Genomic DNA, 23577 nt, shown 5'->3' with positions numbered 1-23577 from the left:
GGACTTATAAGTCTTATAATTGAGTTATAGAAAAACTTAAAGAAGGAGGATAAATAATAAAATAAGCCATTATCAATGTGATAAATGGCTTCGGAATGATATTAGGATTTATCATGGGGAACCTAGGAATTCCCTTCAATCCTTCTACAAACATTATAGCAAAAGTATTGTGGAGGGAAAATATTTATGAAAGCAATTGATAACTACATGACACCTAGTGAAGCCGCATTCTATTGGAAGATACCAGATTCAACTTTAAGGAACAAGTTACAAGAGGGAATTTCTAAAAAAGCAGATCAAGAAAGAGAAGTTATGCTTCAACAGGGATTAATCAAATGCTTTATTAAGCCGAATGGAAAGAGAAAAGAATGGATTATTACTTCTGAAGCAATGATAAATTGGTTTGGAGAACGAAAAAACTAATATTTTAAAAGAAAGATGTTCCCTAGCCTGCCAGCTCGAAAAACATCTTTCTCTAATACAGAATCATAATTTAAGAAAGGAAGAAAGGAAGAATGGCTATGAAACAAATCCTTATTAAAATTACGTCTGGTGAGCCTATTTTAACACAACCTCACCTTAAATTTAAATTCCTCAAAAAATTTTACTTATTCATTTCAGAAAATTACAAAAGTTTAAATCGTTATTTTGGCATTGAAGAAAATGTTTCCGATCAGATTTGGTTTTATGGTTTCTTTGCAACCTCCATTTTGATGATGCTTTTCACTTACTTATTTTCGGGTATCCTATATGGATTTTAGAGGGAAGCCATATGGAAGAACGCCTATTTTTAAAATCAGCCCTTTAGAAAGGAGAGAAAGAATTGATTCAATCATTAAAGAATACCATGCAATTTATTGGTTTGATCTTAGTTAGTGCGTTGATTGCTGTCAGCTTAGTGAATTAGTCCTTTAAGAGAGAAAGGAGCAATCACATGGAAGATTACAAATGTAGAGCGTGCGGAGAGATTGCCGCGGAAGGATTTGCGTTAGGAAGACTATGTTATTACTGCATTGAAAAAGTTGTAATTCACATGAAAAAACAGATAGAAGACAATGAAATTTATTGTAAGCATGGAGAAAATCAAACAATCGAAATTAAAGGAACAGAAGAATCTATAACAGTTTGTCATGAGTGTGAAGAAGAAGTATAAAAGGGAGGCAAGAAAATGAAAATCGGCGTATCTGTATGGAGAGTTCTTTGCAAAGAAACAAAGTTGAAATTGCTTCAAAATGCTATGCAAGAAAGTAAAAGCCGCTTTACAAAAGAATCCCTTTCCATTGCTATAAAGCAACAGAAAGGGGAAGTGTGATGAGTGATCGTATTGGTAAAGGGCACAAGAAATAAGATGCCTTCAAAAATATTTTAGCATGTTCATATGAGAAATAAAGGGGGAATTTAATGTGATGAAAACAGTCCAGTTGTTGAAAAGTGAAGAATTTGAAATTGGTACAACAGATAAAAATGGGCACAAATTAAGACAGTCTGATTTTGTTGTCACACAAGATGATTTTGAGGGTATTAGTATTTGTCAAATCCTATACAACAGTATTGCAAAAGAGTTTGTGGCTATGAGTGATTCTAATTGGTGGATACCGTATCATGATTTATCTGTTGCAACAGAAAGGCTAGATTATGTCATTGCAAAAGAGTTTTTGGGGCTAGAAAATTGCGGTACATATTGGGGCAAGAATCGTACACCATTTATTAGAATGCCGATTGAATATTTCAATCCTGTTGAGGAATCCACTTTTATTTTAGAAAAATTAGGGAGGCAATATGACGATCTATTGAGCGTAAAAGAAAATGGGTGCTGGTACCTAACGGTGAACAAGAAAATATATAGTGAAAAACGTCTAGGGATAGCCGCCTGTTTAGCCGCTGTTGATACTGTAAGAAACAAGAAGTAGGAATTTGATTTTAAGGGAGAAATACAAATTTAAATTATAAATAGGGGGAATTAAAATGTTACATGCAGTTATGCAAGAGCAACAATATTGGAAAGGTCAAAAACAAAAATTTCGGAAGGAAAACAAAAAACTGTTGATTTCGCTAGAACCACATTTGTATGAGAAATTGGAAGAATTAGCACTTTATAATGAAAACTTAGATCAAATTGCATTAGAGTTAGTAACAGAAGGGTTAGACTATATTTATATGGAGGATGTGCCTGTTCAGCAGTCTCATGCTTTTCAGCATTTTATTGAATTTGAATTAACACCATTTCAACATAAGCTCTTACAACAATTAGCACTCAAACGAGGATGTTCAGCAAGAAAAATGGCATATACAATATTAAGTTTTATGCTCAAAACAAAGTAAAAGAATCCAATCATTAAAGAAGGATTCTTTCACCAGGTATTCGTTGGCAAATGACTTCACCCGAAGAATTGAGTCTCGACCACTCAATTCTTTTTTATGTTATAAAAAACAATATAATTTGTCAAAAAGCATTTGTTATAGAATAACAAATGCTTTTGTAGAACTTGAATTGAACACTTTCAGAAAGTATTTATATTGTTTGCCTTTTTCTCTTGAAAAAATGTACCCTCAATCACTAATTATACCATAAAGTATACAATTTCAATATAGAAAACCCATTGGTTTTATGTGGATTTCTTCTTTATAATAATGAGGAATTTCACTTATATTCTTTTAACCATTCTTTTAAATTATTAAAATCTCTTAAGCTCATATCATATTTAAGCGGTGTAGCAAAGTCTATGGCATCTTTAGTAAAAGAAGATGTAGTAACTAACATACCAACATTTGCCCTTTCAGCCTGTTTGACTCCATATAATCCCCTAACTAAATCAACACCGACCTTATTAGTTTTGCTATATCGTTTTGTTTCTATTACAAATAACGTAGAAGAGAATGAATCTTTTCTTAGAGCATAAATATCTTTCCCACCATCTCTTGTTTTTGGGGTTAGTGTCACTTCATATCCTTTTTTATTAAATAGCTCAGCAACTAATTCTTCAAATTTTCTTGAATCTAGTTGATACATTAATTCGGGATTTCTAGCTAAATATTGGATTAGTTGGCTATTAATATCAGAAAAATCTACCCTTAGTGAAGGCGTAGTAACAGGTAATCCCTCATGAAAAATTTGAGGGTATACTTCTAATATCGGTTGATATCTGGAGTATCCTTGTGCACGACCTTTGTTCGTATAAGGATAACTTACAATTCTTCTAGGTTTCCTTTCACCAACAGCATCCTTTTCATTTATTTGCATGTGTTTCTCACAGATAAATGGGCAAGTATAATCCTGTTCAAAAAATTCTTCGTTCATAAAATCATAATAATCGTACAAGTATACTTCATAATCAGGTCTATTTTCACAGCCATCTACCGTACATTTAGTTGTGTTGTCATATTTTGCGTATCTTTTTACAGTGTGCATAGTCTTATTTACCACCTTTGCAAATTCATCATATTAATCTTAAATAAGTAAAAGCCCCTTGTTATGTAATTTATTTTATGTAGTATTTAATCTATATTATTAGAAGTACCTTTACCACCTGGGATTACTTCTAAAAATGTAGCATTCTCTTCCTCTTCATCATCATCAACAAATGCATCTTCTCCGTACAATGCATAAGCAAAAACACCAATTACTTTTATTTCATCTTCAATTGTGATATCTATAAATTCACCTTGTCGATGTTCTTCATTACCCTCATAAACTTTACACAAGATCATTGATCCTCTAAATCCAAAAGGATTTTCTTGTAAATCTTTTAACTTTGCTTGAGCGTCACAGACTCCCACAAAACCGCCACCTAATGAATTAAACTCAATCCATTCACATTTCAAAATTTCTTTGAAATTCTCATGCAGTGGAACAATTTCAAGATGTTCTAAATCAATTCCACCCTTGTTTAGTAAAACTTTTACTTTTTTTTGGCTTTCTCCCATAAGTGACACCCCTTGCTGTTTTATGAAATAACAGTATGATTATACCATTTTATGTAGTATAGAAATGGTATTGGAGAGGTAAATGTCTATAAATTTAGAAATTTGAAATTGTACTTGCACAAAGGTAATACTTTATACATATAGCTAATAGCGTAAAGCACGCTGATAGCTAATAATTGAAAATGAGGCCTAAAAGGGCCATTTTTTATGGAAAAAGTGATATTACCGTTTATATCAATTAAATAAAAAAGAAGAGAGTTTTTTTGTATAAAAAGGTGAATAACGTACAAACAGCAAGGAATACGTTTTAGTAATACCGATATTATCGGTCACATCGGGGAGGGTGAAGAGAATGGAAAGATCAAAGTTTAGTAAACCTGTAGCATTCAATAAGAAGAATGAAAAGGATCGGATCATGTTACAACATGTGAAACGTAAAAATTTTTCGGGGTATGTAAAGAAATTGATTTGGAACGATATACCCGATAAACATAAGAAAATAACATGCGAAGAGGATAGAAAACAAGTACCGTCAACCATTAAACAAGACGAACAGAATGTAACAGGAAAGAAAAAATTGAGTGCCGCGGAACGCATTGAACAGATTAAGGCGCAAACAAAAAGACAGGAGCCTCAAAAAAGCCCACTGCCCGTATTTTTACCCAACAAAAACATTAACAAGTGATCCAATAATCGCGCCTACAGCGACAGCAATAGCAACATGCATATCGTTAGACCTCCTACTTTTTATTTATAGATAGTATGTGTAGTTCTTAAAAAATTATACGAGAGGTGTTACAACATGACTAAGACAGAAACGATATCTTTTCGCTCTTTTATGGACCAAAGTTATAAAAAGAAAGCACATAAAGAAACAAATAATAAGAACGTACTTAAAAAGGTTTTTACCGCTACAGGGAGTTCATTAATATTAATACTTCCAAAGGTAGCATTTGCCGCGGGAGTTAACGGGACGTTTGGCAATGTTCATAGTGCCATTATGAACGGGTTTGATGCGGGCGTAGTTTTAGTTATTATCTTTTCGGGTGCGGCCTGGGCGTTGGGCCACCGTACAAAGGCAATAGAAATTTTAATTGGTGCATGTTGCGGATATGTTTTAGCTAGGCACAGCGTTGACATAAGAGACTTTTTAAAGGGAATTTAAAAGGAGGGGTCCTTGTGAAATTCATTTTAGAAGGTGGCAAAATGATTGCGGCTAATACAGCTGGATATATTGGAGAAAAGGCAAAAGAGGGTTCTTTTCTAGATCAATTAAATAACTTTAGTGATGCTATTGTAGGGAAGGAATTGGAATGGGTTTTCAAGCCAGTTGGTGAATTTATGGTTGATATAGTAAGTCAATTAGGCCATTGGTTTGTTTTAAATTTGCCCGATATTATGGGATATGGTGCATTAGTGACAGCTGGATTCATTATGCTAGGTTCAATGACACACAAAGGCGGAATGATGAAGCCGCTTGCCTATTTCGCAGGCGGACTTATCTTGGCAATATGTATATTAGGAGGGGCCTAAAAATGATACAGGGAGAAGGCTTTGTGATATGCGATAAGGAAAATTCGAACCTTCCTGTTTTGGTACAAAATGAATATTTACCAGTGTTATATGAACCTAAGAAAATTAAAAAATCCTGGTTTAAAAGAAAAGAGATATATTCTTTGAAACAATTTTTACAAGTAGAAAAAAATAAAATGATTGTATATCGGATTATTCCTCATGCGGATGTATCTAATAATACAAAACGTTTATGGCGGGCGATCCATAAGATGTATGAAATGTACGAAAGTATGGGAAGTCGTATAGAAAGAAAAGGGATTACATTTCATTATCGAGAGAAGGATTATTTCTGGTTTGATGTCATTTTCAAACAGGAAAATGGCCAGAAGAAAATTGAATTTTATGTAGCAACTAGCGAATATCAAGCATTAAAGCTCAAAAGAAAACTAGAGAACAAAATGAGTGTGACAATTAAGGAAGCGGAAATATCAGATTTGCAAATTTCTAATGAAAATACAATCGTACAAGAAATGAGATATTTAAAACATGATATCTTTTCCTTAAATACAAATAGCAACGATACAAAAACACCTATTGGTAATATTTTAAGTGTTATTGATGAATTAAGTTATGATGGAGACATTTGCCGATTGAGTATCTGTAATGAAGCGGAAAACCGTCAGAAATGGGTAAAAAACGCTTCCTGGGCCATTGAAAAGCTAAAGAAGGGGAAACCACCTCAACGGATTAATATGAGCGGCAAACGACTTGTAACAGGTGCAAAAATTGGTGTTGCGGCTGTTATTAATGAAATAAATGATTTACTAACTGATACATTCCAGGCGTTTTCGAACGCTTTTTTTAAATCAGATAAAAAATTTAACAAAGAGTACATCATAAAAAAGGCACACACAACAGCTGATGAAGTCGGAACAAATCGTGTGAGTTATGAGAAAGGAAATCAGCCTGTTTTTAAAAGTCGTATACGAGTGGCCTCACATTCACATGATCGGTTAACCAGGGAGACAATGGGGGAAACCTTAGCACTTTCTATGATGGATTTATCAGAAACGAATGAACTTCATGGCGTAAAAATAAGAATGAGAAAACGCCAAACAGAAATCTTACAAGAATTAAATGCGCTCGAACTATCAAGCAAGACAAAGTTTGATCCGAATGTAAATTTAATAAGTACCGATGAAATGAGCAAGCTAGTTTTGCAAATGCCTGTAAAAGAGTTGCAACGAAAATATGCTGATGCATTGAGTGTAAAAAAGAAAGTTGAAATTGAGATACCAGCGATTATGCGGGATGAGAAAGGAATATTTTTAGGACATTCGGAATTGAAAGATCAAAAAATACCAATCTATATGCCAATAGATAATCCAGATAATTTTTATAGAGGTTACGTCTTTATAGGAGGACAGGGGGCTGGTAAAGATACAGCAATTAAGAATTTTGTTATTGAGGGAAATACAAAACATAAGATTAGTTTTATCATACCAGATGCAATTGTAGAAGAAGGTGGGCGGGGTATGGCAGACGGGATTCGTGATGCCATACCACCAGAAAACATTATTGATCTAGATTTAAACGACAACGATTATATCCCACCTCTAGATTTAACAGAAGTAATTGCAAAGCTAGGGCGGAATGGTGCTTCAAGATTTGCCGATGAAATGATTGATTTTATGCAAATTGAAGGATTAAGCCGAAGTGAAAAGTATTTAACGGATGCGGCCAAAGCAAGTAAAGGAAGTCTATTTAATATTAAACGTATTATAGAAGATGAGGACTTTCGGGTAAATCGCATTCAAGAATTAGTGAATGAAGGGAATTTGCGTCTTGCGAATGAGCTGATACAGTGGGGAGATAATGAACAATTAGGGAATAAGTGTGATCCCATCATAACCAGATTAAACCGCTTTTTTGGGAATGAAAGATTGTATGATATCTTTGCACAAGACCCATTGAAAGAACTTGATTTTGGTAAATGGATGCAAGAAGGAAAAGTTATTATTTTAAGGGTTCCAAATGCAAGGGGATTAGGGGAACACGCAGTAAAAACCCTGGTTCACTGGATCACACTAAAAACCTTCATGACCAGGTTATTAATGACTAAAAAAGAGCAAGAAAATGGGGCGTTTATCATTTTTAATGAACCCGAGCAATATGAAAGTGAAGGATTAACTAAATTGATGGGTAGAGTGGGTACAGAGGGCAGAAAAGAGAGACTAGGAAGCATCTATGCATTTCACCATTGGAACAAATTGAAACCGTCATTACAAGAGAATTTACAAGGTGGCGGCGTACAGCAATTCCTATTTATGAACGATCATACAAAGACATTTGAATTATCTAAGTATCGATTTGAGGATACAATTTCACTAGAACAAGCATATAAAATACCAGCACATCACGCGATTATCAGTGTAAGAGCTGGGGGAGAAATGCAACCATCGTTCATTTGTAAAATGGCGCCACCGTTTAAACCAAAATATGATAATAGCTTTCTAACAAAAAGGCATTCTCGCATGTATGGCCGATCCTGGACCGATCTACAAAAACAGTACGGATAAAGCAAAGGCACAAGGGCAATAGTTCTTGTGCCTATTTACATTTTCCAAAAGTCATGTGGTTGTGCGTAGGGGTCTATTTTTCTAATAGCTTTCAAGAGCTTTTTCATTACAAGGGGTGTTGGGATATACGTTTTGTCGCGACAAGCCTTTGTTAAAGTTGCGCTAGATATTTTTGTAGCTTTCAGTATCTCTTTTTGCTCAATCCCATGACGATCTAGCCATTTTTTTAAAAGAGTCTTATTATCTTTAAAAAACATATAACACATCTCCTAAACTTGTTAATTTATTTACAAGTTTGGACATATATTTCAGAAAATATTCTACCCATTATTTTAAAAACTTAAATTTCCGATTAGAATTTCATAAATTCATAGAGCAATCAGACGAACGATTTTGTTAATTTTATGCTTGGAATCTGGTATACATATAATGCAAAGATTTGACTTAGGCATCATACAACAAATCTTTGCAAGGCGGTTTCCAAAAACATTTTGACATTTACACGCAAGAAAATATAAAAAAAGATTTAATTTGCAAACAGCAAATTAGAATTTAGTTTTGAAGAAAAATAATTTGTGTAGTGGAACAAAAATAAAGACGCATGATGTAGTTTTTCATCATGCGTCTTTATTTTTTGAAAAGAGCCTAGACCAGAATCCTTGTTTTTGCTCTTGGGTAGATGCTATGAGTTTTTGTGATTCACGCATTTCATCAAAATCTCGTTTCAATTGTTCATATTGCAATAATAGGTTTTTATTTAGCTCGTTAGCAGACTGTAATTCTTGGAGCATTTGTTGATTTGTTTTTTCTTGTTCTTGAAGTTGTCTCATAAAAGTTTCTAAAGTTTGAGCGACTTGTGAGCTATTCAAAGTTAGTTCATTTTCTTGATGAGCGGGGGGCGCCCAATCGCTCGTTTTTTCTTTAAACTCTTCTACAACAGCTGTTGCGGCCTCTTCTTTTTTTACTTTTTGTTTTTTGGTCAAATACCTATACTTTTCTAATGCTTGTATATCATGAGCGGTAAATGCACGACTGTCATTTGCACCTTTTGCGAATTTATACCCGCTCACTTCTAGTTCATTCGCCCAGCGCTTTAAAGTGCTATCAGATATTTGTAGTTTTTCAGATACTTCATGTGTCCAGTAAGCGCGTTCTTGTGATGTTGTATCATTCATATGTTTATCCTCCCTCGCTCAAAGGTCGTTCAATTCCAATTTTGAAGTGTAATCTTTGTTTAATCAAGTCTTTGTAAGTATTTTCTTTAATAATCTTCATGACTTTCAAATCAATACAAAGATAACCCTAATAAAAAAAGAGTTGCTCTTATGAAAGAACAACTCTTTTTTATTAATTTAAAACTTCTTTAAATGTTGAATGTATTAAAGAAGAGTCAAAAATTTGTTGATGGGTGTATTTATTTTCTGATAATGCTTTCGAAAAGTTTGAGGTTTCCATGATAAATAGATACATAGTTGCATCAATTGACATTGGTAATATACTATGATCTACAATTTCTTGTGCACTAATAATATACGATTTTACAGATTTTTGTCGTGTATTTATTTTTGCTGTTAATCGATGGTTTCCATCAATTAGTAGGTATTCACTCATGCCGAATGGAAACTGTGTGCATATAATCGGTTTTTGGTTATTTACAGAACCCTTCCAGTTGTCAGTAGGGGTCCAATCTAAGGGAAATGACTTATTCTGTATACTATCCAATGAGATTTTTTTGATTCTTGGGTTTGTTTTTTTTATGAAAAGGTGGGCACCTGTAATTACAAAATTCAAATAGAATGTAAATGAAGGAAGAATTATTTTTTTTTGAAAAATGTCAAACCCTTCAAAAGAGAGGTTGTGTTTATTTTTATTTTCGATTTGGATATTTGTGTCTTGATCCGCTTTTTTTAATATTTCTAACCAACTATTAAGCCATTCATCTTGATGCTGAAAATCCAGTGAATTATTTTTTTTAAACATAATTTCTAATTCTTCAAAGTCAACTCTATAAAGTTTGTCTGTAACGAGATTATAAGCCATGAACTTCTCTCCCTTTTCTTTGATACTTTTATTATAAATTAAAAAAAAAGAGTTGCTCTTATAAAAGAACAACTCTTTCTTTGCATTATGCATATGGATCATCTTCTAAATCATTTAGTTTATTCCATGATGTATTTTCTTCTTTATCATTGGATTCCCCAGGATTCGTTATTTCTTGACTTGTTTCGATATGAGTTTGATCTGAAACAGGTGTATGAACAGTTTTTGAACTTTCATCATGTTTAATTGGTAAAGGTTGTGTTTCATTATCCAATGCAAATGTATATTTACGTGGTAAAATTTCCGCTACATCTACATTACCAATTTGTTTATGAAGTTGTTGTGCCGCATACAAAAAGAACATTGTAAGATCACTTTGTTTGTTTATAAAATCGATCATGTCTGGTGAAATGTCTTTCTTAATATAAACATTTGCTCTATCACCAGCTTTGTATATTTTACGAGCCATTATTTTTCACCGACAGGAGCAAGCGCTTTTTCTTTTAATTCTTCAAATCTTGGAGAGCATGTGTACACAAGTAATCCGCGTGCATTTACGAAAAGTGGGTCTTTTAAGAAAATAACATTTGTTAAACGTCCTTTTTGCTCTAAAATTTGCTGTAGGCTTTCTTTTACGATTGCGGCACCGCCACCATAAATGAATACATACGGATCATCTTTCATATCATCAATTTTATTAATAATATCAGTTGCAATTCGATTTGCTAAACCTAATAATGCGCCACGTGATGCCTCTTTTAAACGAATATGACGAGGATGTTCAGAATCAAGATAAATTGCATTAAATTCAGCAATACTGTCTATTGTCTTTTGTTTATTGTTTAAGTTCCAAACCTTGATAATATCAAGTAAAGTTTCTTTCACTCCATATGGTAAACCACGACTCATTTTATGTTTAAAACTAACACCATGAGAAACAACTTCTTCTGTCGTACCAGCGCCAATATCGAAAGATAATATTGTTTTGTCAACAAAGTCTATTTCTGTAGTTTTGCCTTCTGTAGCTTCTACTTTTCTTTTGATGGTTTTACCTTTTTCATCATAAACGATTCCCCATGAACCCGCCGCACCCTCTGGTAAACACTTGCAAAATTCAATTTGGATATTAACTACTACCTCACGTCCGCTTGGGTGATGGAATTTTACTGTATGATGATTCATATAACGCTCTACAAATTCTTGTGCTGTTTGAGGCGTAATTGTTGCGACAGGTAATGCAACAGAAAGATCATAAGTAACATCAATTTTATCTTTATTCGGTTGTTTTTTCATAGCTGTAATTGCTAAACCAGCTAATGTAACAAGTAGCACAAGATCATCTTTCGATTTATCCGATTTCTTTTCCATTTCAATACCTTTAATGTTTTCATCAATCACTTTTTGACCAATAATGTAACGCAGATTGTTTGCTTTTAAGGTAGGTGATGAAATTGTAACATCAATGTTGTTTTCTAATTCTTCAATAGAAATATCCTCATCACTCAAAATGTTCGTTGCTTCTCCAATGTGATGTGAATAAATACTTGGTATGAATAAAGGATCAAGACCTAATACATTTAACTTTAAACCACTGTTTCCCGCGTCTGCACCAGCTTTAAGAATTGCCATATATAAAAACCTCCTAAAGATTATTTTTTATCGATTAACTTAATTCCATTATATGCTAAACGCTCCTAAAAAGTCAATACAATTACACACAAATTAATACAATTTAATACAAGTCAATACAAAATTATCAGTAAAAATCCATAAAAATCATTAAAATACAAGTATTTTTCATATTGATTCGTGTTCACTTGTATTCATTTGTATTGACTTTTATTGATTTTCATATAATTTAATTATTTTTAGATCGTGGGGCCGATTGTCTTTTTGAAATAATCCACCTGTTACCTATTTTTTTTGCTTTTATTTCTCCCGCGGCACATAAATTTTTAATTGTTCCTGGTGGCATATCCCACTTTTCGGCGGCTTCTTCAACGCCCATGACTTCTTCTAATGGGTCGCTATCATCATTATTGTAATTAATCACTAATAAACGTAAGGTTTCGCCAGGGGCACTTGTTTTTTGTAAAAATTGCTCCCAGACATCGTCTGGAAGCCTAAATTTTCTTTGCATAAAATCCCTTCCTTTCAATTTCGCAATGATATTGCTTTGCAAGCTCATCTGCATATTTTAAAGCCAGGTGACGTTCTCTACCTGTAAACATTTTTTCATGTTTGTAAAAACCGTACACCCGTTCATTTTCTATATAATCTGTACTGACGTTTGGTCGCATTTCTAGTTGTACATGATATTTCACATGATTTGTAGAATAATCCCTTCTTCTAACGAGTGTCACAACGCTTTTAAATTCAGTATTTGCAACAGTTTGAGCATGTTCATATATATCCATTTGATAATTTTTAAGTTTTTTTATTATTTCTTCTAATCTTTCTATATCTCGATCAACCATGTCACTATAACTCTTTAATCTTTTCATATCGTATATGTGCTTGAATTTTTCACAATTTGCATTTACATACATGCGGGCATCTCCTTTTTGAGAAAGATAAGAGGGGAAATCCCCTCTTATGCTTCAAGTTTTGGCTTGTTTTTCTTGATACGTTTCACTTCGTGCATTGTGCGAATTTCATCGAGTGAGAAGTCTTTATTATGAAACTTCTTATACTCTCCTTCGTACCAGTACCAAGCCTTTTTCTTAGATGCCCATTTAAAACCCAACTCTTTTAATTCAGTTTTCAAAGAATAAGTGTTTCCTGTTACCCAAATCCAGGTCCCTATGATCTCAATTTCGATATCGTATTTGATAAGTTCGTCTATGATGTTTTGGTATGCTCCATTGTTTTGTGTTCCAGAGTTACTATGTAGTTGTTCAAAAAGTCTGTCATACTCTTTCTTTAATGCGATAAAATCTTCATGCTTCCCGCCACAATCAGGATGGTGTTTCTTTGCTAGTTTTTTATATTGCTTTTTCAGTTCCTCTAAGGTAGTGACGCTTTGAAAGAATTTCATGGTCAACAGCTCCTTTTTTATTGTTTTAATGCGCTAGCGCATTTCTTAATTTCATTTTATCATGCGCTAGCGCACAAAACAAGCGTTATTTTACTTATTTTGAATTTTTTAGAAATTATTTTAGGGTTAACAAATACCATAAAAAAGCCCTGGTTTTGCTTGCACCAGGGCTTTTTTATCGATTTATTCACGTGATTTTTCACTAATATAAGTCTCTTTATATTCATTTCCTATACGAACTAACATCAATGTATTTTTTAAATCAGAAATATTTTTTGGTAATGAAGCTCTTAATTCGCCTGTCAAATAAACAATGACAGCTTGACTTAGTTCAAGTGAAAAATCAATAAATTGTTTTATATGCTCTCTTCTTAAAGGATTATCTTCAATTAATTTATCCATGTTTTTCATAGCCTTTTTAGTATTATGACTATATATATTATTCCTTTGAGTATACAACCAGTCTAAGCTGTTATTTTTTTCGAATTGTTCATATTCTTGTTTTTTTAATTTAAAAAAGGCTTCTGGTGTTGGCCCGCTTACTATCAATTCAGTTGAAAAATTTTTATACTCCATACATCGATTAAGAAATTTTTTAACGCTAATTGCATTTCTATGTTCAGTGTTATCATACAATTTGGACACGACTGCAAACGTTGAAACTACTAATGAATTATAAATATAAGAATAAAAAGCAGAGGAAACTCTTATTTCATCAAAAAATTCCACTTTTTCTCTTTCTATTTGCATCATTATTTCGTAAAAGTTATTCGCTTCAAATGATTGTTGGTAAATTTCTTTCGCAAGCTCTAATAACTGCTCTTCTGTCATAATGTCCCCTCTATATCTATCTTTTTGTTCATTATATCACAATTTAAAATCGTTCCATTATAGGGGAGCTCCCATGTTATTGCTGTTTATTCCAGAATTGAACGTACCTATGCAGGGCCTCAACGCTTTTTAATCCCAAAAACGCTTTAATTTCAATGGGTTTCATGCCATTCTGTAGCGCATTTAATATAAAACGGTTCCGTAACATAGTAGGTGTGACATGAATTTCAGTGCGTTTCGCTTCTTTTTGTAACATGCGTTGTACAGCGATTCGAGTTAAAGCGGCGGGGTGATCGTTTTCATAGTCCCAGCGGAATGTTTGCGGGCCGAAATCAAACGCCACAAAGAAGGGATCGCCCGTTTGTTGGCGTGGTCTAACAAGATTAGGAATCTTGTTGTAATAAGATAAGGCAAGTTTTACATGCTCTTTTGAAAGGGTAATAGATCGTTTGTGTGCGTGTAACCCTCCTGGGGTAATCGTATTTGTCCCAAAGTGTACATCATGCATAGAAAGCGTAAGAATGTCCTGGATAGATAGCCCATAATCTAACATGAAATGAATTAATAAAAGATTACGTTCTAGAATAAATTTTCTTCCGGTTGCTTGGTAGTCGGTTAATCCGTTATAACTACGCATGACGCGGAATAGTTTTTTTATTTCTTGATCTGATGCAAAGTGTTTAGAAGTTAGTCCAGGAGGGGAGACATCACTTTTTAAATCCTGGGCCACACCATGAAATTGTAAAAAGTTAATCAGAATGCCTCGTACACGTTTGATATTAGAAATTGACGCTCCACGTTCCTTTTTAAGGGCCTTTAAGTATTTATCTAATACATTTGTATCGAAAGAACGAAAAAACGATTCTGGGGGTAATTTGACGCGTTTCTGAATCCATGATGTAAAAAGCGTGAGATCGTAGCGGTATTGTTTAACGGTGGAAGATTTACGGCCATGTTTTAACAAATCAGAAAGGAAAACATCAACAGAAAGTTCCCAAGTCATTTTTATATACTCCTTTTTCCTAAAAATTGTGTACCGCAATTATATGCGAAAACCACATAAACAGGCAATAGGGGATTCTAGAGCGTGATGTTTTTTTGGAGGGGCTTGTGTGGGATGCCATAGCGGAGACATTGCGAGGCTACGCGGAGACATATAGGCCTGGCTAGACAGGTCGTGAGGTTGTGATATAGGGGGATATATAGATGTGTTGGAATGAGCGGAAGGCGAATGATGGGCCGATGTTGAGGGAGGACGATATGCGAGGAATGGGAATGGCCGCCGCCCCGCCTACGTAGTTTTTTGAAAATCTGCCTGTCAACGGAATCTGATTCATAGCTGAATCAAGATACCCTTAACAGGAGAGCTTCATTTTTCTTTTTCTTTATGTATGTAGAATAAAGCTAGTGTTTGTGTACATTAACCTTAATTTGCACTTATGCCGAAATGATGCCGCGTTTCATCATGTATACATTACATAGACATCATATTCGCATCACTTTGGCATAACATAAGCATCAGTATTATTGCAGTATGCTTGGATAGAATTAGGATTGATAATAGATACACAATTATCATGATATGTAGGAAAAGAAACGAATAAAGCTACTAATTATTAATGTGTTTGTTCGGAAATAGGATGAGCAACTGAAATACTGTAGATTTATATATTAAGTGAAGAGAAGATTTTTATTTTGATATTATGATCAATTTTTGGATGATATGTAGAAGTTTATAAAAAAAAGAAACTCTCGATATAGGAAACCCCTTATAATTAAATCTTGTTTTTAAAAAATTAGAATCATTAAATACATTAGGATTTATTTTTGCTCAATGAGCCTTACTCTTACAAGGGATTAGAGATTTCTTCTTATTTAATTACTGATTTAAAAGCAGGTTCAATTCGAGTTTAAATTTATAGTGGATTTGTTGTGAAAAACGCCCTTAATTTATAAAAGTATAATAGATTGATAATATGTTTAATCTATTAAAATAAAGAATGGCATGACAAAAAGCCTTGTTAGATATGAATTTTTTGAACAAGGCTATAAAACAATTATTTTTTTTGTAAAAAACGAGATTTACGCGTTTGGATCAAGCATCTTTTTGAATAAATCTAACGGGATTGTACTCTTATTTGATTTTCTCAATCCTATATTTCTTATGTTTTCTTGCGCTTGTTGCTGTCTACGCTTCCTATTTGCAGTTAACTGTTTTGTATAGATTTTCATGAAATGAGCGGGCGTACTTTCTTGTGATTTGTTTATCTCAAAAAACTGTACACAATCCTCAAAAGTCTTTCTTGCTTCCCAATCTACGTCTGGCGGCATACGCAATGCGCTTGTATAAGCATCTTTTTCAGTAATATTTGTATCTTTACTTATGATATACATATAAAGTTTCTTTTGATCTTCGCTCATAAACTCATCCATTTCGCGGAAGCGTAGTTCTAGCTTTTCACCCGAATTAGGGGCATTCATTGGCTGTTCTTTTACTTCTACTTCTTCATTTGTAGGAGCAACAGCATCCAATATATCTACTCCCTGGCATGTAGGTACAGTTGGCTTTTCAGTTTGATCTGTAGGTTTCTCCTGTTTTTTACTTAGTTTTTTAGATAGAAACTTTGTAAATGTAGAAAAAATATCAATTGAAAACGCCCATTTTTGCTTAAAATATTCAATGATTTTTAAATAATTAGTATTGAGGCTTAATATGTAAATAGATGGTGCAATCTTACCATGACGTCTTGTTTTGATTTGATGGCATACTTCAAGGTCCTCTAACCAATTCAGAATAAAGTTGATGATCGGCACAGAAATACCCGATTTTTCACTGATTTGATTTTGTCTCATTTGAGAGTAGCCTTCTTGTACTAGGTAAGATAAAACAACTTCTAATGCCTTATAGCGGCGTGGTGTTTGTTCGAAGTATTCTTTAGTGGTTTTACCTTCATACTCGAACAGAATAATATCAATAGCTTTAATTACTTTTTTAACAGATTTATTGATAGCACCTGTAGGAACATGAACAAGGTTTGGACTTAATTCTCGTTTTGCTCTACTCAGCAAAAAGTTATTTAGTAGCATGAAAAAACCTCCTATTTTTCCCACCTAAAATAAACAGAAAAATGCTGGAAAAACAGAGGTTCTATATTCACATTACATATACAATATGGTATAATTTCAGTATCAAGTATGATACTAAAAAAAATCATATAAATTTTTTATGTGAATGAACCCTGTTAGGGAGCTTTTATCTGGTGTCGTCGCCAAACTTCAGCCAGATAAAAGCTCGAGGTGGGTTTATTTTTTTTGTTGTTATATTTGTATTGTAAAACGTTCCTCACAAAATATCAATAAAAGATGAATAAAACCTATTCGAAATTCCAATAAAAATTTAAATAATTTTCAGAATTTTCAGTATATATTTTTTCAACCAGGTTGACGAAGATTCGTAATATTCTAAAATAAAAAACATGAAGATATGTTAAAATTTTGTAAAGGGCTAATAGGGTTTAGTGAGGAGGAATTGTCACTATGAACGAGATCATTACAAAAGAATTTACAATGAAACATCTTATGGATGAAATATCGCAAAAAATAAACGAAAAATATACATTACGTAAAATAGCTAAATTATCGGGGGTAAGTAGAGAGAAAATAACTAGGGCAATAGAATGTAAAAATAAATATGAAATGAAATTAGACAGCTTTTTAAAAGTTGTTAGTATTTTATATGATAATTTAGAAGTAAGGCGTCAAAAAATTAATACCTTTATACTCTTAGTAAAAAGCCCTTTGAACATTAGGAAAGCCTTGTGTTATTCGCATGTTTCTGGTGATTATGAGATTATAGATGGATTAATAAAAAAACATATTAATACCGATAGTGTGAGTCAGTACCTATTAATTTATGATTTATTTAATCGAAGAAATAAAAATGAAATTAAGGGGCAAAAAATAGTTGATGAAATTAAAACTTTAAAAATTTCTTCTAACGCAGTGTCAAGCGTTATCAAATTTGCTTTATACTGTGGCTATGTATGATGAGGATGAATCAAATGCAGTTGCTCCCTTTGCAAAAGACGCGGAAAAATTTATAAAAGACATTAAACAGACATATATAAAAGATCATTTATATATGCAATATAGAGAAAGGCTTGCATATATATATTTATTGAGTGACAAAATTGATAAATGTAGAGAAGTCTGTGAATCGATCATAAAATCAGACTTAGAAATTCCGATGATTAAGGCTGTTGCAAAAGGGTGTTTAGGAGAGAGTTACATATATGAGGACCCTTTGAGGGCAGAAATGCACATGGAATCAGCTTTGGAGCTTCTTGATAATATCCATGTCCCTAGAAAGTCTCAAAAATATTTTGCTTTTAAAACAACATTGGCACATCTGTATATCGAAAATAATTTTAATCTTCATAAGATTGATTTTGATTATATTCATATTGGTGAACACGCTCATTATGAATGTATACATGGAGATCGAGAAAAAGGGCTTGCAATGTATAAAATTTTGGAACAAAATGGATTTAGTGCACATCAATTATATTCTTATTCAAAAGTAGTTGGAGACATACAAGGTTTAAAAGAGGCATTAATATCTTTTGAAAGATCTGGAAACTTGTTTTATGCTAGAGGTGTGAAACAAGCGCTATTGAAAAGCGAGGTGAATTTAGTTGACTAAATATTTAATGTGCATTTTACTTATCTTAGGGATTTCAGTAACTTCTTTACATGACGAACCTGTTCAAAAGTTTGCTAAGGTTCAAGATAATCCCTCTTTAACTACATCTTATATGATGGTAGACCCTGGGACTGGTTGAGTTTAAATTTAAAAAACTGAATTTTGAAATGATTAGACGCTACTTATTGTAGCGTCTTTCGTACTTTTTAGGGGGTGGTGCGATTTTTGATTCTGTAAAAAAAATACACCACCTTGACGCTGATTCTTAAATTATAAGAAAAGGACGTGGCATTGTCATGGAATTAAATATTCAATGGTTAGAGCAAAATGTTAAGAATAATTGTGGTACAACTGATGTATACACTATTTTCAACCTATATATGGATTTAATCCAAATATGTAAACAAGAAAGTACAAGGGAAAATATAGAAAAGACAGGCTAATTTAAACATAATTATTTTAACTAAACTTATTTGATCTTTTTTTGAGATTTAAATTCATTCATATAGGCGATCAATTTTTTCTCTAATTCGGCTCTATGCTCATCTGGAACACTTATGTATGTTTCAAATAAATTTTTAGATAAGCGCGAAATGAGCTTTAATGTATCTTCATCCCTAACGGCCGCTTCTGGATTCAATAAATCATTTATACTTACTTTATAGTATGAAGCTATATTATTGAGCGTGGAAATATCAGGTTCTCTAAATCCATTTTCCCAGCCAGCATAGGTACTATAGGGAGTATTTAATTCTTCGGCGATTTTTTTGCGACTTAGTCCCTTTAATGATCTTAGTCTTTTTAAGTTTTCTTCAAGTGGTTTTAGTATATCTTTTTTTTCTAGATTTTTTATCATATCTAGTTTTTGATTTTGTATCTCTATAGAATCTGATGAAATTATTTGTGTATTAACTAATTCATCAATAAGAAGGTCATAGTAAATAGAAAACTTTTTTAAAGATAGCAAATCGGGTTCCCTTAAATCATTTTCCCAATTGTTATAAGCATAATAAGAGATATTAATTTTGGAAGCTAGCTCTTTTTGAGTTAGCTTTTGTGAGTTTCTGAGATGTTTAAGGTTTTGTCCTAGAAATGTATTGGTCATAATTAAACTCCTTTGCATGGATTTTAAAACAAAATTGCGTTTTTGAATAAAATTTATTCGTTTTGTGTTGGCTTTCGGCTTTAAGCCGAATACAATGTAATTAAGGGAAGGGAGGGTGAAAAAATGCTAGCGTCACATGAAAACAAAACCGTTGTACGAGAATACAGGGAATCCAAAGGTTTAAGTATTAAGGAAGTTTCCAAAGGCGCTAAGATTCCGATCGGCACATTATATGATGTTGAAATTGGAAGAAGGAGTCTGAAAGACAATAAAGCTAAAAAAATAGCTGATTTCCTTGAAGTTCCGATCGAGAAACTTTTCAGACCAACATATTATCGTGCAATACCCATCACAGAATGAATAAAAATCATGTTATTGATTACATCTATCTAAGTGTATTGTAAATGAAATTCGGCTAAAAGACGAAATAATTATGACTAAAGTATATTGTTCTATATTTAGAAAATTAAAATTCTAAATATTCTGTCCTTTGAAAACTGAATAATCCTAAAGGAGCTGTAAAAAATGGTTTTGAAACGATCGCATCAAACACTACTACTCTTTACGAGTGTACTTTTATTCGTTATGAGCTTCTTGATTCCACTGAATCAAGCCAGTGCGGAGGTAATCAATCGAGAAAGGTATCAGATGGATTGGGCCTATAGTCCGCAGTATGGGAAAGATGTTCGTACAGAGCTTCTAAAGAACGCAAGTGGTCAAATTGCGTATTGCCTAGTATACGGTTTAAAATCCCCAAATGGAGAGGATTTACCCGAAGCGGGCAAAACAGATGATGTATCCTATCGCGTCTTAATGAATGGGTACCCACAGAAAACACCAGAAAATTTAGGTGTTGCCAATTGGAAAGAGGCCCATTATGCAACGCAATTAGCTCTTTGGAATGCACTTGGCCAAATTTCCGTTGATGAATTACAGTTCAAGAATGCGGCTGTTGAAAAAGCGGCAAAGAACATTATTCATGCGGCAAATCAAAGCCAGGATACACAAGATGTCTGGATGAATGTCATTCCAACGGATAAACAAGAAGCACAATTAAACGGTGAATATTTTGAAACAACAACATACAACGTTCAAACAAATGCAAAAAAAGGTACATTCCACGTAGAAATGAACAATGCACCACAAGGCACACGTATTGTCACAGAACAAGGTGAAGCAAAAGAAACGTTCCAACTAGGAGAAAAGTTCCGTATTCAAGTACCAAAATCCTCTAAGAGTAGTGAACTATCTCTAAAAGTCGTTTCAAATCTAACAAATGTTCATGCAGTCGTATATAAAGGAACAAGTACGATTCAAGATGCAACTGTACTATTAGAGCGCAGTACAGAACAGGTAAGCACAGACTTACAAGTATTCTGGAAAGCAAATGGCGCCTTAAAAGTGATGAAAGTGGATGAAAACAAAAAGCCGCTACCAGGCGCAGTATTTGAAATCACAAACAGCAATCAACAAGTTATGGGAACGATTACAGCTGATAAAAACGGTATCGCTGAAATGGGTAACTTAGAACTTGGCACATACACTGTAAAAGAAGTGAAAGCACCTGTTGGATATGTGTTAGACGCTACACCAAAGCCTTTTGAAGTAAAAACAGGTGAAGTTGCTGTTGTAGAAATGAAAAATGTACAAATCAAAGGAAATATTGAAATTAAAAAGATCAGTGACACAGGCAAGATTCTCCCAGGCGTTGAATTTACAGTATTTACGCCAGAAGGAAAGGCAGTCACAAAAGTAACAACAGATCAAGAAGGAATTGCGAAAGTAAATTCTCTTCCGTTTGGAAAGTATTACTTCCAGGAAACGAAAGGATTAGAAGGTTACTTATTAAATCAAACAAAGTATCCATTTGAAGTAAAAGAGCATAATCAAACACTTACGTTTGAAGTGAAAAACGATCAAGTAAAAGGAAATGTACAGCTCTTAAAAGTAGATGAAGACGGAAAAACGAAATTAGAAGGTGCTGTTTTTATCCTAGCTGATGAAAAAGGTAAGAAGATCAGTGAGCATAAGACAGACAAAAACGGGTTAATCAAAATTGATAATATCCCATTCGGAAAGTACCAATTCATTGAAAAGACATCACCAGCGGGCTATGTACTGGTAAAAGAGCCGATTCCGTTTAGCATCACTGAAAACGGGAAAACAATTGAGCTAGTTGCAAAGAATACAAAGATTAAAGGTTCAATTGAAATTACAAAAGTAGACGTAGCCGATGGAAACAACAAGTTACCAGGTGCAGAGTTTACGATCTATAACGAGCAAGGCCAGGAAGTCGTGAGAGGGAAAACGAACGAACAAGGCGTTGCGAAGTTCGATAAACTACCAGCAGGAAAGTACACATACAAAGAAACACTTGCACCACAAGGTTATGTGTCACATGAAGAAACATTCTCTTTTGAAATTAAAACAGATGGTGAAATTATTAAACACACCGTAAAAAACAAAAAGATTGAAGGTAGCTTAGAAATTACAAAAGTAGACGTAGCCGATGGAAACAACAAGTTACCAGGTGCAGAGTTTACAATCTATAACGAGCAAGGCCAGGAAGTCGTAAAAGGAAAAACAAACGAAGAAGGCATTGCAAAGTTTGCAAAATTACCAGCTGGTAAATACACATATAAAGAGACATTCGCACCAGAGGGATATGTAATCAATGAAGAAACATTCTCCTTTGAAATTAAAACAGATGGTGAGATTATCAAACATGTTGTAGCAAATCAGAAAAAAGAAGTTCCACCAACACCAGAAACGCCACAACCAGAGCAACCGGAACAACCACAGCCAGAACAACCAAAACCACAACCAGAGAAGCCGCAAACACCACAGGTCATTGAAAAACCTGTACCAACACCAGAGAAACCACAACACATTGTAAAACAACCACAACCGATGAAAGAACAACCTAAGAAAGTAGAAAGCCATTTACCAACAACAGGCGGCAAAGCTGAAAATCCATATTGGAAATGGATTGGTGTTACATTTGTCGTTCTTGGAAGCATCCTAGCTGTTTACGCATTTAGAAAACGTAAGAATCAAGAACTGTAAAACACTCTCAACTGATAAGGGAGGGCGGGATCATGTGCATATTTGATGTACATTATCAAATCAATAATAGGAAATATACGAAATCATATTTACTTGCATTGGTGGAAGATGGGTTTCAGTTGCGGAAAAATATCCAACATGTTCTATTCAAAGAGCACCAACAAGAAATTACGATCCTTTCTACAGATTTAGAAGAATTAGATTTAGTAGCTTCATAATGAATGAAACCTCTTAGATGTACAGAATATTTCTATTTAGCAATATAGAAAGATAAAACAATACAGGGGGATTTCTTATGAAACCAATCAAGCATATGCGAAGTAAACGCGGGTTTTATATCGGTCGAGTTCCACATACAACACATACATCTTCAACAAATAAGCGTACAGAAGAATGGGCGGGAAGAATGGGAAAGAGTATGATTTTCTCTTCTCTCTTAGTCACACTAGACCCTTACAAAAAAGCGCGTAAATCATAATATTCATGGGAGGACATTCTTTCACTGAATATCCTCCCCACTTAAAAGGAGGAAGCAAGATGGGAAAACAAGCGTATCAAAATCGTCAAGAATGCTGGGAAACGTTCTGGAAAGAACAAGTAACGGTACATGGTGAATTAGATATCGAACAAGTAAAGCAAGAACTCTTCAATTATAAAACACTCTTAGATCAAATTAATCAACCTCAAAACGGGATCATGCAACCTCAAATTTTGATTCAACTAGCCGCAGAAGAACGAACACAAAAGCATCGTGAAAAGCAATTAGCCCTTGCATAAG

31 protein-coding genes are annotated in these 23577 nt (G+C 33.7%); 17 read left to right on the top strand and 14 right to left on the bottom strand.

Features of this window, described 5'->3' with window-relative positions; genetic code table 11:
• Positions 1 to 186 precede the first annotated feature (186 nt).
• The 6 genes from PDL00_RS29615 (at position 187) to PDL00_RS29590 (ending at position 2322) form a co-directional block, all read left to right on the top strand.
• On the top strand, positions 187 to 423 hold the full coding sequence (locus tag PDL00_RS29615; RefSeq protein WP_270733176.1) for a DNA-binding protein: 237 nt from the start codon (positions 187 to 189) through the stop codon (positions 421 to 423).
• Between the two features lie 98 nt (positions 424 to 521).
• Positions 522 to 761 carry a DUF3961 domain-containing protein gene (locus tag PDL00_RS29610; RefSeq protein WP_270733220.1) on the top strand — a complete coding sequence of 80 codons (240 nt, stop codon included), beginning with the start codon at positions 522 to 524 and terminating at the stop codon, positions 759 to 761.
• Positions 762 to 934: 173 nt separating this feature from the next.
• Entirely contained in the window at positions 935 to 1153 is a 219-nt protein-coding gene (locus PDL00_RS29605) for a hypothetical protein (protein WP_270733174.1), read from the top strand.
• Positions 1154 to 1168: 15 nt separating this feature from the next.
• Positions 1169 to 1312, top strand: a complete 144-nt coding sequence (locus PDL00_RS29600; RefSeq protein WP_168388088.1) for a hypothetical protein — start codon at positions 1169 to 1171, stop codon at positions 1310 to 1312.
• A gap of 94 nt (positions 1313 to 1406) precedes the next feature.
• The gene (locus tag PDL00_RS29595; protein ID WP_270733219.1) at positions 1407 to 1910 is read left to right on the top strand and encodes a hypothetical protein; all 504 of its coding nucleotides are present in this window, start codon (positions 1407 to 1409) and stop codon (positions 1908 to 1910) included.
• Between the two features lie 55 nt (positions 1911 to 1965).
• The gene (locus PDL00_RS29590; protein WP_270733171.1) at positions 1966 to 2322 is read left to right on the top strand and encodes a hypothetical protein; all 357 of its coding nucleotides are present in this window, start codon (positions 1966 to 1968) and stop codon (positions 2320 to 2322) included.
• Positions 2323 to 2641: 319 nt separating this feature from the next.
• On the opposite strand, the gene PDL00_RS29585 is transcribed toward PDL00_RS29590, so the two are convergent.
• Positions 2642 to 3409 carry a restriction endonuclease gene (locus PDL00_RS29585; protein WP_270733169.1) on the bottom strand — a complete coding sequence of 256 codons (768 nt, stop codon included), beginning with the start codon at positions 3407 to 3409 and terminating at the stop codon, positions 2642 to 2644.
• Positions 3410 to 3495: 86 nt separating this feature from the next.
• Positions 3496 to 3924 carry a hypothetical protein gene (locus PDL00_RS29580; protein ID WP_270733167.1) on the bottom strand — a complete coding sequence of 143 codons (429 nt, stop codon included), beginning with the start codon at positions 3922 to 3924 and terminating at the stop codon, positions 3496 to 3498.
• Positions 3925 to 4276: 352 nt separating this feature from the next.
• Here PDL00_RS29580 and PDL00_RS29575 point away from each other — a divergent pair, with 352 nt between their 5' ends.
• The 4 genes from PDL00_RS29575 to PDL00_RS29560 all read left to right on the top strand — a co-directional run bounded on the left by PDL00_RS29575 (position 4277) and on the right by PDL00_RS29560 (position 8018).
• Positions 4277 to 4609, top strand: coding sequence for a hypothetical protein (locus PDL00_RS29575; RefSeq protein WP_270733165.1), 333 nt, complete (start codon positions 4277 to 4279; stop codon positions 4607 to 4609).
• Between the two features lie 117 nt (positions 4610 to 4726).
• Positions 4727 to 5089 carry a hypothetical protein gene (locus tag PDL00_RS29570; RefSeq protein WP_006917283.1) on the top strand — a complete coding sequence of 121 codons (363 nt, stop codon included), beginning with the start codon at positions 4727 to 4729 and terminating at the stop codon, positions 5087 to 5089.
• 14 nt (positions 5090 to 5103) lie between these two features.
• A complete protein-coding gene (locus tag PDL00_RS29565; RefSeq protein WP_270733162.1) occupies positions 5104 to 5457 on the top strand; it encodes a hypothetical protein in 354 nt (117 codons plus the stop codon).
• Between the two features lie 2 nt (positions 5458 to 5459).
• On the top strand, positions 5460 to 8018 hold the full coding sequence (locus tag PDL00_RS29560) for an ATP-binding protein (protein WP_270733160.1): 2559 nt from the start codon (positions 5460 to 5462) through the stop codon (positions 8016 to 8018).
• A 35-nt stretch (positions 8019 to 8053) separates the two neighbouring features.
• Here PDL00_RS29560 and PDL00_RS29555 read toward each other — a convergent pair whose 3' ends face one another.
• From PDL00_RS29555 to PDL00_RS29505, 11 genes are all read right to left on the bottom strand, one after another.
• Positions 8054 to 8275 (bottom strand): helix-turn-helix domain-containing protein, encoded by a 222-nt coding sequence (locus tag PDL00_RS29555; RefSeq protein ID WP_082769959.1) that lies wholly within the window; start codon positions 8273 to 8275, stop codon positions 8054 to 8056.
• Between the two features lie 360 nt (positions 8276 to 8635).
• The gene (locus PDL00_RS29550; RefSeq protein WP_270733157.1) at positions 8636 to 9193 is read right to left on the bottom strand and encodes a MerR family transcriptional regulator; all 558 of its coding nucleotides are present in this window, start codon (positions 9191 to 9193) and stop codon (positions 8636 to 8638) included.
• A 172-nt stretch (positions 9194 to 9365) separates the two neighbouring features.
• Positions 9366 to 10151, bottom strand: a complete 786-nt coding sequence (locus PDL00_RS29545; protein ID WP_270733153.1) for a hypothetical protein — start codon at positions 10149 to 10151, stop codon at positions 9366 to 9368.
• On the bottom strand, positions 10144 to 10527 hold the full coding sequence (locus tag PDL00_RS29540; protein WP_270733152.1) for a hypothetical protein: 384 nt from the start codon (positions 10525 to 10527) through the stop codon (positions 10144 to 10146). Before PDL00_RS29540 ends, PDL00_RS29545 begins: the two co-directional genes overlap by 8 nt.
• Positions 10527 to 11687 (bottom strand): ParM/StbA family protein, encoded by a 1161-nt coding sequence (locus PDL00_RS29535; protein WP_270733149.1) that lies wholly within the window; start codon positions 11685 to 11687, stop codon positions 10527 to 10529. The genes PDL00_RS29540 and PDL00_RS29535 overlap by 1 nt, the downstream gene beginning before the upstream one ends.
• Positions 11688 to 11916: 229 nt before the next feature.
• Complete coding sequence (locus PDL00_RS29530) at positions 11917 to 12198, bottom strand: helix-turn-helix domain-containing protein (protein ID WP_270733148.1); 282 nt, start codon at positions 12196 to 12198, stop codon at positions 11917 to 11919.
• On the bottom strand, positions 12182 to 12607 hold the full coding sequence (locus tag PDL00_RS29525; protein ID WP_270733146.1) for a hypothetical protein: 426 nt from the start codon (positions 12605 to 12607) through the stop codon (positions 12182 to 12184). Before PDL00_RS29525 ends, PDL00_RS29530 begins: the two co-directional genes overlap by 17 nt.
• Positions 12608 to 12651: 44 nt before the next feature.
• Positions 12652 to 13095 carry a molecular chaperone DnaJ gene (locus PDL00_RS29520; RefSeq protein WP_099685963.1) on the bottom strand — a complete coding sequence of 148 codons (444 nt, stop codon included), beginning with the start codon at positions 13093 to 13095 and terminating at the stop codon, positions 12652 to 12654.
• A 183-nt stretch (positions 13096 to 13278) separates the two neighbouring features.
• Positions 13279 to 13926: an AbiU2 domain-containing protein gene (locus PDL00_RS29515; RefSeq protein ID WP_270733143.1), complete on the bottom strand. Its 648-nt coding sequence runs from the start codon at positions 13924 to 13926 to the stop codon at positions 13279 to 13281.
• 76 nt (positions 13927 to 14002) lie between these two features.
• Positions 14003 to 14929 carry a tyrosine-type recombinase/integrase gene (locus tag PDL00_RS29510; RefSeq protein WP_270733142.1) on the bottom strand — a complete coding sequence of 309 codons (927 nt, stop codon included), beginning with the start codon at positions 14927 to 14929 and terminating at the stop codon, positions 14003 to 14005.
• Positions 14930 to 16008: 1079 nt separating this feature from the next.
• A complete protein-coding gene (locus PDL00_RS29505) occupies positions 16009 to 17013 on the bottom strand; it encodes a Replicase RepFR55 (RefSeq protein ID WP_270733140.1) in 1005 nt (334 codons plus the stop codon).
• Between the two features lie 450 nt (positions 17014 to 17463).
• Here PDL00_RS29505 and PDL00_RS29500 point away from each other — a divergent pair, with 450 nt between their 5' ends.
• Together PDL00_RS29500 and PDL00_RS29495 are read left to right on the top strand one after the other, a co-directional pair.
• Positions 17464 to 17973, top strand: coding sequence for an AimR family lysis-lysogeny pheromone receptor (locus PDL00_RS29500; protein ID WP_270733139.1), 510 nt, complete (start codon positions 17464 to 17466; stop codon positions 17971 to 17973).
• Positions 17966 to 18628 carry an AimR family lysis-lysogeny pheromone receptor gene (locus tag PDL00_RS29495; RefSeq protein WP_270733217.1) on the top strand — a complete coding sequence of 221 codons (663 nt, stop codon included), beginning with the start codon at positions 17966 to 17968 and terminating at the stop codon, positions 18626 to 18628. The genes PDL00_RS29500 and PDL00_RS29495 overlap by 8 nt, the downstream gene beginning before the upstream one ends.
• A 469-nt stretch (positions 18629 to 19097) precedes the next feature.
• Here the strand turns inward: PDL00_RS29495 and PDL00_RS29490 are convergent, their stop codons facing one another.
• Positions 19098 to 19733 (bottom strand): helix-turn-helix domain-containing protein, encoded by a 636-nt coding sequence (locus PDL00_RS29490; protein ID WP_000185547.1) that lies wholly within the window; start codon positions 19731 to 19733, stop codon positions 19098 to 19100.
• Positions 19734 to 19856: 123 nt separating this feature from the next.
• Here PDL00_RS29490 and PDL00_RS29485 point away from each other — a divergent pair, with 123 nt between their 5' ends.
• The 5 genes from PDL00_RS29485 to PDL00_RS29465 all read left to right on the top strand — a co-directional run bounded on the left by PDL00_RS29485 (position 19857) and on the right by PDL00_RS29465 (position 23576).
• A complete protein-coding gene (locus PDL00_RS29485; protein WP_000881199.1) occupies positions 19857 to 20093 on the top strand; it encodes a helix-turn-helix domain-containing protein in 237 nt (78 codons plus the stop codon).
• Between the two features lie 165 nt (positions 20094 to 20258).
• On the top strand, positions 20259 to 22799 hold the full coding sequence (locus PDL00_RS29480; protein WP_270733137.1) for a SpaA isopeptide-forming pilin-related protein: 2541 nt from the start codon (positions 20259 to 20261) through the stop codon (positions 22797 to 22799).
• Between the two features lie 32 nt (positions 22800 to 22831).
• Positions 22832 to 23017, top strand: a complete 186-nt coding sequence (locus PDL00_RS29475; RefSeq protein ID WP_270733135.1) for a hypothetical protein — start codon at positions 22832 to 22834, stop codon at positions 23015 to 23017.
• Between the two features lie 77 nt (positions 23018 to 23094).
• The gene (locus PDL00_RS29470; RefSeq protein ID WP_127814265.1) at positions 23095 to 23277 is read left to right on the top strand and encodes a hypothetical protein; all 183 of its coding nucleotides are present in this window, start codon (positions 23095 to 23097) and stop codon (positions 23275 to 23277) included.
• 59 nt (positions 23278 to 23336) lie between these two features.
• Complete coding sequence (locus tag PDL00_RS29465) at positions 23337 to 23576, top strand: hypothetical protein (RefSeq protein ID WP_270733132.1); 240 nt, start codon at positions 23337 to 23339, stop codon at positions 23574 to 23576.
• Position 23577: the final 1 nt, after the last annotated feature.

The sequence above is a fragment of the Bacillus cereus group sp. TH152-1LC genome, assembly GCF_027710505.1.
Lineage (GTDB): Bacteria > Bacillota > Bacilli > Bacillales > Bacillaceae_G > Bacillus_A > Bacillus_A mobilis.
This window is presented reverse-complemented; position numbering and strand designations above follow the sequence as displayed.